The organism is Lactiplantibacillus dongliensis (assembly GCF_005405105.1).
GTDB classification, from domain to species: Bacteria; Bacillota; Bacilli; order Lactobacillales; family Lactobacillaceae; genus Lactiplantibacillus; species Lactiplantibacillus dongliensis.
In genome coordinates, this window is the sequence record NZ_BJDK01000022.1 from 17,614 (window position 1) to 30,574 (window position 12,961).

9 protein-coding genes and 4 pseudogenes are annotated in these 12,961 nt (G+C 44.8%); 4 read left to right on the forward strand and 9 right to left on the reverse strand.

The genetic code is table 11. The annotated features are described in order from the left end of the window. Window positions 1-72: 72 nt before the first annotated feature. The gene (locus tag FFM80_RS09285; RefSeq protein WP_137640532.1) at window positions 73-681 is read right to left on the reverse strand and encodes a LysE/ArgO family amino acid transporter; all 609 of its coding nucleotides are present in this window, start codon (window positions 679-681) and stop codon (window positions 73-75) included. A gap of 153 nt (window positions 682-834) precedes the next feature. Here FFM80_RS09285 and FFM80_RS09290 point away from each other — a divergent pair, with 153 nt between their 5' ends. The 4 genes and pseudogenes from FFM80_RS09290 (at window position 835) to FFM80_RS09305 (ending at window position 5,876) form a co-directional block, all read left to right on the forward strand. Next, window positions 835-2,280, forward strand: a complete 1,446-nt coding sequence (locus FFM80_RS09290; protein ID WP_137640533.1) for an aminotransferase-like domain-containing protein — start codon at window positions 835-837, stop codon at window positions 2,278-2,280. A gap of 131 nt (window positions 2,281-2,411) precedes the next feature. After that, window positions 2,412-3,590, forward strand: a complete 1,179-nt coding sequence (locus FFM80_RS09295; protein WP_137640534.1) for an MFS transporter — start codon at window positions 2,412-2,414, stop codon at window positions 3,588-3,590. A gap of 211 nt (window positions 3,591-3,801) precedes the next feature. Continuing rightward, on the forward strand, window positions 3,802-4,971 hold the full coding sequence (locus tag FFM80_RS09300) for an MFS transporter (protein WP_137640535.1): 1,170 nt from the start codon (window positions 3,802-3,804) through the stop codon (window positions 4,969-4,971). Between the two features lie 74 nt (window positions 4,972-5,045). Next, window positions 5,046-5,876 (forward strand): annotated as a pseudogene (locus tag FFM80_RS09305) (IS982 family transposase). A 139-nt stretch (window positions 5,877-6,015) separates the two neighbouring features. On the opposite strand, the gene FFM80_RS09310 reads toward FFM80_RS09305, so the two are convergent. The 8 genes and pseudogenes from FFM80_RS09310 to FFM80_RS09340 all read right to left on the reverse strand — a co-directional run bounded on the left by FFM80_RS09310 (window position 6,016) and on the right by FFM80_RS09340 (window position 12,860). Continuing rightward, on the reverse strand, window positions 6,016-6,390 hold the full coding sequence (locus FFM80_RS09310; protein WP_137640559.1) for a PTS glucitol/sorbitol transporter subunit IIA: 375 nt from the start codon (window positions 6,388-6,390) through the stop codon (window positions 6,016-6,018). A gap of 22 nt (window positions 6,391-6,412) precedes the next feature. Then, window positions 6,413-6,940, reverse strand: a pseudogene (locus tag FFM80_RS14810) (PTS glucitol/sorbitol transporter subunit IIB); the annotation flags it as partial. 100 nt (window positions 6,941-7,040) lie between these two features. Further along, window positions 7,041-7,397 (reverse strand): annotated as a pseudogene (locus tag FFM80_RS14815) (PTS glucitol/sorbitol transporter subunit IIB); the annotation flags it as partial. Window positions 7,398-7,410: 13 nt separating this feature from the next. After that, complete coding sequence (gene srlA / locus FFM80_RS09320; RefSeq protein WP_137640537.1) at window positions 7,411-7,977, reverse strand: PTS glucitol/sorbitol transporter subunit IIC; 567 nt, start codon at window positions 7,975-7,977, stop codon at window positions 7,411-7,413. 15 nt (window positions 7,978-7,992) lie between these two features. Next, window positions 7,993-8,496 carry a transcriptional regulator GutM gene (locus tag FFM80_RS09325; RefSeq protein ID WP_223877329.1) on the reverse strand — a complete coding sequence of 168 codons (504 nt, stop codon included), beginning with the start codon at window positions 8,494-8,496 and terminating at the stop codon, window positions 7,993-7,995. Between the two features lies 1 nt (window position 8,497). Continuing rightward, a complete protein-coding gene (locus tag FFM80_RS09330; RefSeq protein WP_137640538.1) occupies window positions 8,498-10,354 on the reverse strand; it encodes a BglG family transcription antiterminator in 1,857 nt (618 codons plus the stop codon). A gap of 15 nt (window positions 10,355-10,369) precedes the next feature. Further along, window positions 10,370-11,174: pseudogene (locus tag FFM80_RS09335) on the reverse strand (SDR family oxidoreductase). Between the two features lie 750 nt (window positions 11,175-11,924). Beyond that, window positions 11,925-12,860 (reverse strand): DMT family transporter, encoded by a 936-nt coding sequence (locus tag FFM80_RS09340; protein ID WP_137640539.1) that lies wholly within the window; start codon window positions 12,858-12,860, stop codon window positions 11,925-11,927. Window positions 12,861-12,961 lie beyond the last annotated feature (101 nt).

Sequence of the window (12,961 nt, forward strand, 5' to 3'; positions counted from 1 at the left end):
GCTACCACGTTCCAGCCGATGCTTTGCCAACCAGAGCAGCAAAAAAGCCCACCGTTACCAGTGAGCTACCGACTATATTTTAGTGATAAACGTCGCCAAAAGTTTAACGCCGTATAAGATAATCACCACGCCGCAAATCCGGTTGATCCAGAGTAACACGCGCGGCTGCATTAAATGTTTGAATTTACTAATTAGACCGGTCAAGCCGAAGAACCAGACGATTGAGGCCAAGATGACCCCAATCATAAAGAAATGTGCGAGTTCATCTGGAATCGATACGCGAAAAGCCGCTAACAACACGGACCCATCAATAATGGCTTGTGGATTCAGCCATGCCACCGAAAAGGCCGTCACAATCGCCGCCTTATACGAAAAACTAGTAGCCATCGTCCCCATTTCGGCGGATTTTTGTTTCACTAACCCCCAACCAATATAAAAGACGAGTAAACTACCAACAAGTAGCACGGCTAATTCTAACCACGGGGTGCTTTGTAAGAGCTTGCCGACCCCATAAAAACAAGCTAATGATAGCGATGTATCAAAGAAAATCACGATTAGGGCGACTTGAAAGGCCCGCTTGATTGGTTGCTCAATAGCGGTCGACACGACAAATAAATTTTGCATGCCAATCGGGGCGATGTAGGCAAACCCAAATAATAACCCTTGTAAAAAAACTTGCATCAATTTCACGACTCCTATCCAACCGGTTAGCCACCGAAAATACCGTTGTAAGCTTAACTGGCTTTAATTCATGAACTGATTATAATAAAAAGGGGTAAGCTTGTAACCAACCAATCACTCGCTTTATACCCAACCACTAAGGAGACTTTTTCAATGAACGCATTACATATCGACTGGCAACCAGATAAAACACTGGCGCTACCAGTCTACCAACAAATTACCGATTACTTTCAGCGGGCCATTGCAAGTGGCGACTGGCCAATGGGAGCTAAAATTCCCTCACAACGTAAGCTTGCTGCCCAATTCGGCGTCAACCGCAGTACTCTGATCACCGCCTTAGATGAATTGGTGGCGGTCGGTCTTATTACGAGTACGCCCGGTTCCGGCATGACTGTTTCTGGGAACCACTGGTCAAGCTTACTAGCCGAACACGTTAACTGGGCCCAATACGTTCAAGCTGGGCAATTCAAGCCGAACGGCCACGCCATTCAAAAAATCAATCAATTTGAAACCAACGATGTCATTCGTTTAAGTACTGGTGAACCCGCGCCAGATCAATTTCCCCGGGCACTCTTTCAGAAAGCCTTTGATCATTTAGGTCAGCAACTCACCAGCTTAAACTACACGGAGCCTGCGGGTATCTTAGCGTTGCGGCAACAGATTGCCCGGCATTTAGCGAAAGTCGGCATCCATACCAGTGCCGATAATATTTTAATTACATCGGGATCATTACAGGCGCTACAGCTTGTTTCGATGTCACTGTTCCCTAAAGACGCCACAATTTATACTGAAGCCCCAACCTACGTTAAATCACTGCACGTCTTTCAATCGGCTCATACCCATCTCGCGGGCGTCCCCATGGATAATCAAGGCATGGCTTACTGGCAATTAACACCACCGGCCAAAGATCGTCATGCCATTATGTATACGATTCCGACCTTCAATAACCCGACCGGTATCGTGATGAGTGCTGAACGCCGCCAGCAAGTCTTAGCCTACGCGCAAGACCATCGGATTCCAATCCTAGAAGATGCCGCCTATCAAGATGTTTGGTTCGACCAGCAACCACCCCAGCCGTTAAAAGCCCTCGACGAGACTGGCAACGTCATCTACTTCGGCAGTATCTCCAAATCGCTCGCTCCTGGTCTGCGAATCGGCTGGACTGTCGCAACCAAACCCGTTATTGACCGTTTAACAGATGTGCGGATGCAGACTGATTACGGGGCTAGTTCGCTCTCACAACTCGTGCTCGCAGAAATCTTGGCCGATCCCGAATACGACACTTATCAAGCTCACTTTCGGGACGTCTTGTCCCGTAAGGCTGAGGCCGCACAGTCCATTCTACATCGCTATTGGGATGATTTTGCGACTTGGGACGCGCCTCAAGGTGGCTTCTACTTATGGGTCCGGCTGGATGACCGGATCAATATTCAGAAGTTGTTTGACTTAGCAACGGCGCAAAACGTGCTCTTTAACCCTGGTAGCATTTATGATTTTCAACCGAACCAATATATTCGCTTGAGTTTCTCATATGAATCCACCGAACGCTTTGAACAAGGTATCCGGATTCTGACCAACTTAATTAAAGAAAACTTCTAGCAACATTGGTTATCCCGATGTATTTTGGTATAATTACTAGTAAATTATGAGAAATTGGTGATATCTAGTACCGGCCAGTGGGGGGTCAAGGTGTTTGAATAGGTGTCCCAGTTCAAAGGGAGTTTCTGACAATGTTGAAAGCCATGCAACGCAATCTCCACCTTGGCTATCTCTATACCGCATTTGCCTACTTCGGTATCGCTGGTCTCTGGGTCATGTTTTTACAACAACGTGGCTTATCACTCGTCCAAATCGGCTTATGTGAAAGCATTTATCATTTGACCAGTTTTTTATTTCAAGTACCGGCCGGGGCGCTTGCTGACCGGTTTAGCTACCGAACGATGTTAATTACTGGGCGCATTGCGGCGATTGGTCATGCGTTGATCATGCTGCTGGCGCCGGTACACAGTTTCTGGTGGTTTGCGAGTGCCTTTGTCTTACTTGGCTGGGCGTATAATTTACAGTCTGGCACGCTAGAAGCCTTGCTCTACGAGACTTTGGCGGATAATCACCAGACCGAACGTTATCCGCAAGTCACCAGTACGATGAACACGATTCTAAAAGTTGCCGGAATGAGCGGCTTAATTATTGCCGGTTGGCTCATCCACGATTACACACTGGTGACCTATCAACTTTACCTATTCGGCGCAATTGGCGCTTTAATTGCAGCAATCGTCTTACATGAACCCGCTCGTCATACCCAAAATGGGCAATTCTTAACGATTTGGCAAATTTTTCGTGCGACGGCGGCCTGTCTGCATCAGATGCCCAAGCTTAGTTATTTGATGATTTTTAACGCTATTTTCTCAGTTATTGGCGCAGCTTATTATAACTACTTTCAAGCCGTATTAACGGCCCATGGTTTTAAAGGTGGCCTGCTGTCAGGCGTACTAGTCATCGTGACCGCGCTAAATGTGCTTAGCGTTCAATTGACCCCCCGGCTGCAACAACGCTGGTCGCCAATCAAATTATTGAGCGGCCTAACCGGGTTGTTAATTTTGACATTACTAATCACCGGTGTTAACCAGCTGGGACTGATGTTAGGCGGCTATTTCTTCGTCAATATGTTAATGGCAGGGATTGCGCCAATTATGTCCAGTTACTACAATGCCCTAATTCCTAGCAGTCAACGGGCAACGCTCTTGAGTGTCAGCAGTATGCTCTATAGTATCATGACCAGTATTTCCTTCCCGTTGATTGGCTGGTTAATTGAACACTTAGGGTTTGCACTCAGTTTTACTTGGATCGGCAGTGGCCTTTTAATCTTAGGCTTACTGAGTCTAGGCCTGATCAAACAAATCAACAATTAATTCTTAGAAAGTGGTGACCCTGGTGCAATCTGATCTATTAACTTGGATAAGTCTTAAACAGGCAATTATTACCGTTTTAGCCCGTTAAGGGGGCAGTCTGCCCTTTTTTCCAAGTTGAAGATTAACTGCACTCATAATGGCACCGCAATTAGGCGACTCATTAGAGGCGTCTTTTTTGCAGCCATTTTAACCTTAACGGAGGGTTAACACCATGTTCAAGCATAAATTTTGGTCTTTACCACGGGGCTATGCCTACACTGCCCTGTCTTATTTCGGCATCGATAGTCTGTGGGTCATTTTCCTACAACAACACGGCCTGTCACTAGTTCAAATCGGCCTGTGTGAAAGCATTTTTCATCTCACTAGTCTCCTATCAGAAGTCCCTTCTGGTATCTTGGCCGACCATTTTAGCTACCGCACCAACCTGATTAGTAGTCGCGTAGCCGCGGCGCTACATGCCATCATCATGCTCACCGCAACCAACTTCTGGTGGTTTGTCTTTGGTTTTGTCCTGCAAGCTTGGGCTTATAACTTACAATCCGGGACGTTGGAAGCCTGGTTCTATGAAACGCTCGCTGACGATCAGGCAACCGAACGTTACCCGCAAGTCACGAGCAATATGAATACCCTGATTGAACTCGCCAATGCCCTCGGTGTTTTAATTGCGGGCTGGCTAATTCATGGCTATTTAGCAGCTACTTACTGGAGTGACTTAGTTATCGCCATCGTCACCATTGCGGTTATCTGGCGGCTGCCAGAACCACAACACCGTGGCACCAGTGCCAATCGTTTAAGCTTATGGCAGCTCTTAACTACCGCATTAACTTGGCTGCGCAAGTTACCGAAACTGACCTATTTGATGAGCTTTCACGCGGTATTCAGCGCAATTGGCATGACCTATTATTACTATTTTCAAGCTGTCATGACTAACCACGGCTTTAAAGGGCCACTCATTGCCGGTATCTTGATTACCGTAGCCGTACTCAACGTCTTCGGCGTCCAACTAACCCCGCATTTACAACGTCGCTGGCCACCAACTAAATTATTGTTGGGACTGACCGGCTGCCTACTAGTAACACTGCTACTAATGGGCTGGGGCCAACTGACGTTATTAGTCGGCGGTTATTTACTGGTCAACATGTTGAACGCGATGGTAGAGCCCTTAATGTCGACTTACTACAATACTTTGATGCCAAGTGCACAACGGGCAACGTTGCTAAGTATCAGCAGTATGATTTTTAGCCTCGTCATGATTGTGATGTTTCCCGCAATTGGTTGGCTAATTGAGCAGCTTGGCTTTGCGACGACCTTTAGCTGGTTAGGTGATCTATTGCTAACTAGCGGTCTTATATTAAGCCTACGCGTTGTGCTAGTTAATTAACCAAAATCTTTAAAGCATAAAAACAGCCTAAACAGGCTACACTTCAAGCATTCTAAGACTTAGAGGTGTTAGCTATGTTAGGCCAACTAAATTCTACCCAACTTAATGTTCAATTACAATCTGAACTTGAAAAATAGCTTCAAATTATTCAACCTTTATACTTGTCGTTTGTTCCGCAATCTATCCAACACCGCCGCAATATCAAGCAGGCCAAGCTTTCAGACCAATTGATCATTGCCCTAATGTGCTGGCAAGTCGATCTTAAAATAACCGTTCAAACTCGCTTTTATCATTTCTTGGAAACCTGTGTTTTTCCCAAAGGAACCTTACCAGAACGCTCAAGATTCAATCGCTTATGTCATTTGGCAGGTAAGATTATTCAGTTTATTCGTGTTGGCTTAACCAAGACCGCAATTGGTGAACTAACCTATACGATAATTGATAGCTTACCAATGCCGGTTTGTGAACCGATTAGAAATCTTCGGGCTAAAGCATTTCGAGATACTGCTAATATTGGTTATAACGCTACTAAGAGAATGCATTATTACGGTTTTAAAGGCCACTTTGAAATTAATGATGACGGGCTTATCTTAGCTTACGCAATCACTAAAGATTCAATTCATGACATTAAATTGGTTAAAACTCTTTTGAATGAATATCCAAGCCCACAAGTCTTGGCAGATGTTGGTTATTTAAGTAAAGCACTAAAACAAGACTTGGCAAATCAAGGAATTGACTTCTGGACACCAGTTCGGCGAAACATGCGACAACCTAAGCAAGACCAGCGTTTTCTAGTCCAAAAGCGCCGAAAAATTGAAACAGTGTTCGCACAATTAGTTGATCTATTTGATATTGAACAGTTTCGAGTTTGGTCTTTGAGCGGATTCCAATCGCGATTTGAATAATGTCTGTTGGTGCATAATCTGAGAATATTGGGGATTAACTAGCACAACGCGTTAAGCCTATATTTTAAACGAATCACACAATAGTAATAAAGAAGTAATAAAAAATGGTCATCTGCGGATGGCCATTTTTTATTAGACATTAAGCTATGATTTGAATCGTTGATCCAACAGTCATTGACGGATAATTGCTAGCGGCCACATATAATGTTCCGGGCAACTCAGCCGTGGTTTTCCCTGTAAAGCTAACCGCAATGTGACCCAAATTCGTCAGATTACGTTGCACCTCATCACCAACGGCCGTAATTTGAAAGACTTGATCATCAATTTTAAGCTGCATCGCCGTCGTAATCGGAGCTGCAACTGGCTTTACGTTAATAATGTAACACGATGATCGTAGCGCATCCGGCGCTTCTTGACCAAATAGAATTAACATGTCAATTGCACTAAAATCCTGGGCTTCTTGGCCTACTTCAACAACTTGGGTTTCAAAAATTGCTTGTCCTGTTTGACTCATCATTTCACTTTACCTCACTTTTTTACTTGCCTGGATACAGCCCAAAGCTGGCAATCCAAGCGACAAAGACCCGGGGAACCCCGTTAATAAACCGAGAATATAAGACGGACGGCACCCCAACTTCAACTGTTCTAGCATCGGCTTCTTCTAGTCCTAAGCCAACTGGAATAAAGTCACAACCATTTTGCGTATTAATTGCAAACAACGCTGGTAAGGCAAATTGTGGTGAAATATTGCCTTTACCAATTTCGACCCCAATTAGCGTCCCAATAACTTGCCCAATGACCCCACCGGGTCCGAGTAATGGTGATAAGAATGGCAACGAACAAATAAAACCGAGTATCATCAGCCCCCAGATATTACCTGCTAACGGTGACATCAACTTGGCGAAGGCTTTACCTAAACCAGAACCATTGATAATCCCGATTAACAAGGACACAAAGGCCATAAATGGAATAATGGTATTAATCACTGTTTGTACTGAGTCCTTAGCCGCCTGATTAAAGGTTGCCACAATGCGACCAACGCCAACGCCAATCTTAGCGATAAACCCCGTTTTATTAGGTGTCGGCGGCGTTGCTGGCGTTGATTCACTAGCTTCAGTCGCTGCCGTTATCGGTCGTTGTCACTTTACTGCCATCACTAGCAGTAATTTGATCAACATCAACGTTTGACACATACAACTCCGGCGTAATGAATTGAGCAAGTGGCCCACTCTTCCCAGTTGGCAACACGTTGACGGTTAGAATACCTTTCTTCGGGTAAATCCCACAACGCAACGTCCCGCCACAATCAATCACAGCTAAAGCGGTTTCATCATCGGGAATCGACGTTTTAAACCCATCAACGGCTTCCATCCCAGTTAATTTAGCAATTTTATCCACGATGGCGGGCCGATTGCCGCCGGTGACATAAATAAACTTATGTTTTTGTTCAGTCGGGGTGACAATGAGTGGTCCCCCAAAGCCGCCAGTGCCCTTTTCAATCCGAATACTTTTCCATGCCATGGTAAAACCCTCCTTACACGGTCTTTTGACGAGCCGTTAAATCAACGGTCTTCGATAATTTCACACCAGATGTACGACAGACATAGGCCGTGGTAAAATCTGTGATCCAACCACCGATAAAGTTCATCACCAGGCCAACCAATAAATAACGCACGGCCAAATCCATCGTATCCAAACCTAACTTTTGCACCCCTTGCGCAATCCCCATCCAAATGAATAGTTCACCCGGATTAATATGGGGAAACACACCGTTACTGGTATGGCAGAATTGGGCTTGGGCTGCATAGTAACTTGGCTTATAATATTCTGGTAAAAAGCGACCTAACGAGAACGCCATCGGATTACCTAACATAAATGCGGCTAAAAATGGCAAAATCATATAGCGAGTCACCACATTTTTAGATGACGCTTGCGCAAGGCGCGTCATCCGTTTTTCACCTAAAAAGGCAATAATCGTATTCATTAACACTAACAGTAGTAAGACAACTGGAATGATGGTCGTCATCCAACTAATAAACGTCTTACCCCCACTTTGAAATAAGCCCATAAATCCTGAAGCAAAATCCGTAATTAACTTCATCGTTACTGATCCTCCCTATCCACGTGCAAAATGTTGCTTTAAAGTGCCTAATAATCGGCCGCTCTGATGCTTAATCTGATCAACCAGTGGCAAAGCCAAAACATTAACTTTCGTATCAAAAGCTTCGGCACTTAAATGTCCAGTCCGATAATTAATAAAGTTCTGATAAGCATTTAAAATACATTGGCGCGTTAAGCGGTTAAAGTGACGTAATTGATCATAGTCAGCTCCTAAAACCGCAATGTTTTGCCCAACCAGTTGCTTAACCGGTTTAAAATGGGCAAACACCGTCACGCCTTGTAATAATTGCGCGGCTTTAATATTGCCATCCGTATCAATTGCCATTAGCATTAAGCTGCCAGATTGAATTTTGCGCGGGTTCTTCCCAATCAAAACTTTCCCCTGGCGACGCATCTGTCGAAAGTGTTGCGAAAAGCTCCGAATTTGAAAGAATCCCAATAATCCTTGTAATAAAAACGCTGAGACCAAGACGATCCCAATTAATAGCATAGGTGTCATTTTAGATTCCCTCCGTAATTTGGATTAACGACCGCTGGGGGTCAAAGTTCAACAGGTTACTATAAATGCCTTGATTCTTCGCTACTGAAAAGATAAAATCGTACACTTCCGACAACACCCGACTTAGCTGATTATCAACGGTCGCCGGAATGCCAACTAAGAAAACGAGGCGTACCTTTCGATCTTGATACTTAATTTCGTGATCAAAGACGCCAACACTGATCAAGATCCGCTTATGGTCAGAATGATCAATGACGTGTGGAATCGCCACCCCGCCTTCAAACACACACGACGACTTTTGTTCACGTAACTGCCAATCATGCAAGAAGGCTTGGTTCAATTCACCAACAGCAATCTTTTGTTCAATCATTTGCTGGGTCGCCTTCAGATACCCAGCTTGACTATCTAAAGCTTGATAAGTGAAGTGACACTGTTGCTTCTTGATCGCATCTTCTACTAACGAGACTTGTAACTTACTCTGCAATTCACTCTCACGAAAAACCGTACTAATCCTGACAATTGACGAGACCCCATCATCATAATTGATGGGTCCGTTGGTGAAGATTAACAAGAAATGCTGCGATTGGGCTTTTAAAGCGCTAACATCTTTAAAAGACGTCATCGTAATCGAACCGTTAAAAATTTCTTTTAACCGCCGTTCAATAAACCGGGTCACATTCTCACCAATCGCCCCGACCATCGCGACTGCGACCGTATTCGTCTCATGACTCTGCTTTTCTTCCAATTCCGTCTCAAAATAAATCGTCAAGTAGCTGACCTCAATGTCACTGATGGTCGTTGCTAATGCGTGTTCTAACGTCTTAACTGTCAAAACTGCTAAATCGTTGGCCACTGGATATTGTTCGGCCACATTTTCCGGTAATAGCGCCGTCGAACTCACATGGAAGATCGCCCGATTAATTAAGAACAACAAATGCGTCTTAATCTGTTGATAGAAATGATCAAAGTCAAATTGAACATTTAAAGTTGCCGACTTAGCCACCTGTGCAAACAAGGGTTGATTAGCCTTAACCCGCGCATCGATACAGTCAGTTGACAGTAAATCATTCATCTGAAAAGTTAACGGTGATAATAAGTAAGTTTCTTCAGCAGGCGTCACAGCCGTATCTAAAACAAATTCAATCGTTTCCGTTAATTCTCGCACCGCCTCACTTGGCTCCCAGAGCGGATAAAAGTGCGGGATTGACTGTTGAATATGATAGCCGGCCGCCAGCGCTAAATATAGTGAAATCACTTTACGCTCAATTTGCGCAATCAAATGACTGCTTAAATGTAATTCTTGACAGCTATTGGTCAATTCAGTCATCCGCCCCTTAATGGGCAAAGTCTGAACGGGATAGTAAGCATAAACAAAATTTTCAATCATGATGGGGACGTCATAATCAACCGCCGTCACCAAGCGAATTCCATTATTCGTCATCGATACAATCTCGGCGTGATAGGGCAGCAACTTGTGCCGTAAACTGGTCATATCACGCGTTAAAGTCGGTTTGCTAATCAATAACTGTTCCGCCAGATCATCTAAAGTCACAAAATCATCCGCTTGCAATAACTGCATGATAATGAATGACTGCCGTTTATCAGGATCATTAAAATCTAATTCTCGCTTGAGCTGACCCGTCTGCAATTTTGCCAATTTTTGATAATCATTGACTTGCAAGAAGAGTCGTTGTTGCTTTTGTTGCACAATCGCAACATGATCAAGATCATCATTTAAATTTTGGATGTATTTAAGCAGGGTTCGCTTAGAGACATGCTCGTTTGCCGCTAACTCGTCAATCATGACCGAATCATTAGCAATCAAGTCGTTTAGTAAACGAAAATCTTGATTGTCCAATCAAACCAATTCCTTTCATCCGCGTGACTTGCCACCAGCCACGTTTGTTGTGACACCAGTAATGTAACTGGCCCGATCTGATAAGAAGTAACTGACTAGGTCGGCGACTTCATATAAATGACCGCTACGACCTAATGGCGTCGTTGTCGTACTCTTGTAACCGGCCCCGTAAATCTGCCACGGTCTTGTGCCGCGTGTAAGCCAAAGCTTCTTCATATGCTGGTGTCCGTAGACCCGTAGCTTCCATAATACCAGGTGCGACCCCGACAACGCGAATGTTAAATTCGCCAAGCTCTTTAGCCCACGACCGCGTCAACCCATTAATCGCGCCTTTGGTCCCTGAATAAACGCTCTGACCTTGTGACCCTTCTAGCCCGGCTTCAGATGACATGTTGACGATCACCCCATGTCGTTGTTGCGCCATGTAATGTCCAACAGCCTGAGCCATTAAGAACACACTCTTTACATTAACCGCAAACATCTTATTAAAAGCCGCTTCACTCAATTCATACTTCCCAGCTGGCTGCTGATTATCAACTAACAAGCGTGGCAAGTTAATCCCAGCGTTATTGACTAACCCATCAATACGGCCAAACTGATCAGCAACTTGTTGAACCAACTGATCAACGGCCGCTTTATCGGTGACATCCGTCTTAATAAAGCTTAACTGATCAGCTTCAAATTCACCAGGCTTCAAATCAGCGTTGATAACATTGGCCCCATGACCAACTAATTCTTGAACAATCGCCGCACCAATTCCTGATGACCCGCCAGTAACAATCATGACCCGATCTGTTAATCCTAACCAATCTTCTGACATAATTTATGCACTCCTATCAAATTTTTTGTTTTTTTCCTTTTCAACAATTACATCGTACAGCAAGCGCTTACAACAATTAAGAAAGATAATTTCACCCCTTGTTGCAAAGACCTTGGTTAATTTTGATAGCTGTCACAATTGCCCCACATCTGACGCTAATGACCAGTAAGCGGACAACAGCTGTTCATTGAGGCAATGACAGAAAAAGGCAGCCGTGATGGATAGCGGCTGCCGGCGTGGTACACTCAATTAGCACCAAACGGATATGCTATAATTCAAGTAAGTTCTAATCAACCAGGATCACCAGATGCTGGTTGATGCTTGGTGCCCAACACCAACGATGCGGTTGAGGTTAACTGACGAAGACTAATCACGCACTAGCATTAGGATATGGGGTCAACTCTGTTTCGACATAATAGTCTTGTTGGTTACCACTGAATCGGACTAAATATCTGGTGTGCTTCACGTCCTTGTAGACGACTACACCAACTAATGGGACCGTCCCTAATTTCGCTAAAACCAAGTCACCAAGCTTGAATTTCTACTCACCGGTATGATTGCCTTGGTAGCTAAACCGGGATTAGTCAACCGTCACGACCCACGATGCACTGATTTTACCGTCAAGCTAGTCAGTGGCATGATTGAACAAGCTTTTCCAGCATTTTACCCACCAAAAAAGTGAGGCTTGTTGAGACAGACCTCACTTTTTTGATCATCAGCCAACCGACTAAGCAATCACGTTGTCGGCATTTAAAAGAGCCGAATCAACGCAACGCCCGCAATCATAATCACCAAACCAACTACTTGAACCAACGTCATCGGATGCCGTTTAGCACCCAGCCAACCGAACTGATCAATTAACAAACTACCGGCCATCAGACCAACTAGCACGATCACCACAGCTAAGCCAGTCCCTACTAGTGGCACCAGTACCACATTGCCTAACACGTACAGCGCACCAAGCAAGCCACCAATCCACATCCACCATGGATTATGCTGACCAGTTGGGGTGGTCACTTGCAACTTGGTTCGTGATAATAAAACGATTAACATTAAGGCGACCATCCCAACGAAAAATGACACCAACGCCGCCTTTAATGACGACTGCAACACGGTTCCTAGATGCCCATTAATCGCCGTTTGCGTTGCACTGAGCATCCCAGTGAAGACCCCGGCTAACCGCCAGAACCATAAGCCCGCGGTAACTGGCGTCTCAGCATTGGCATGATGGTTAGCCAGCCACGTACTCAACGCAACGGTACAAATCACCCCTAATAAGACCAATAACGCGCCGAACCCCCGCACCCAAGTCAACGGATTACGTTGCGATCCGAACCAGCCAAAGTCATCGACTAACAAGCCCATCAGAATTTGGCCAAGCACCGGCATGATCACGGTTTGAACACTACCTAACTTTGGAAACAGTAAGATGTTCCCAGTTAAGTAGATCACCCCAAAGAGCCCGCCGAGCCAAATCCAAACTGGCTGCGAACTGAATAACTGTGGCGAAAACCACAAGCTGTGTTCTAACAGTAGCGTCATGACGGCTAAGAACAGCGTCCCAACCGTAAAGGAAACCCCCGAGGCGACAAAAGGTGACCCGACCGAATCGCGTAATCGTGAATTAATACTTGTCTGAATGGGCAAGCCAACCCCAATCGTCAAACCAATCAAAATTGCTAACATCTCAAAAACTCCCAACACTCAAAATTTGAAGATGAAATCAGCTTACAACCTGCAATAAAGGTCCCGACAAGTTAAAGGTTCCGAATTCTTTTCCAATCTAT

Coding starts and splice junctions, on each gene's coding strand:
- FFM80_RS09290 (WP_137640533.1), top strand. CDS start 835: ATGAACGCATTACATATCGACTGGCAACCAGATAAAACACTGGCGCTA.
- FFM80_RS09295 (WP_137640534.1), top strand. CDS start 2,412: ATGTTGAAAGCCATGCAACGCAATCTCCACCTTGGCTATCTCTATACC.
- FFM80_RS09325 (WP_223877329.1), bottom strand. CDS start 8,496: ATGACACCTATGCTATTAATTGGGATCGTCTTGGTCTCAGCGTTTTTA.
- FFM80_RS09310 (WP_137640559.1), bottom strand. CDS start 6,390: ATGAGTCAAACAGGACAAGCAATTTTTGAAACCCAAGTTGTTGAAGTA.
- FFM80_RS09285 (WP_137640532.1), bottom strand. CDS start 681: ATGCAAGTTTTTTTACAAGGGTTATTATTTGGGTTTGCCTACATCGCC.
- srlA (WP_137640537.1), bottom strand. CDS start 7,977: ATGAAGTTAATTACGGATTTTGCTTCAGGATTTATGGGCTTATTTCAA.
- FFM80_RS09300 (WP_137640535.1), top strand. CDS start 3,802: ATGTTCAAGCATAAATTTTGGTCTTTACCACGGGGCTATGCCTACACT.
- FFM80_RS09340 (WP_137640539.1), bottom strand. CDS start 12,860: ATGTTAGCAATTTTGATTGGTTTGACGATTGGGGTTGGCTTGCCCATT.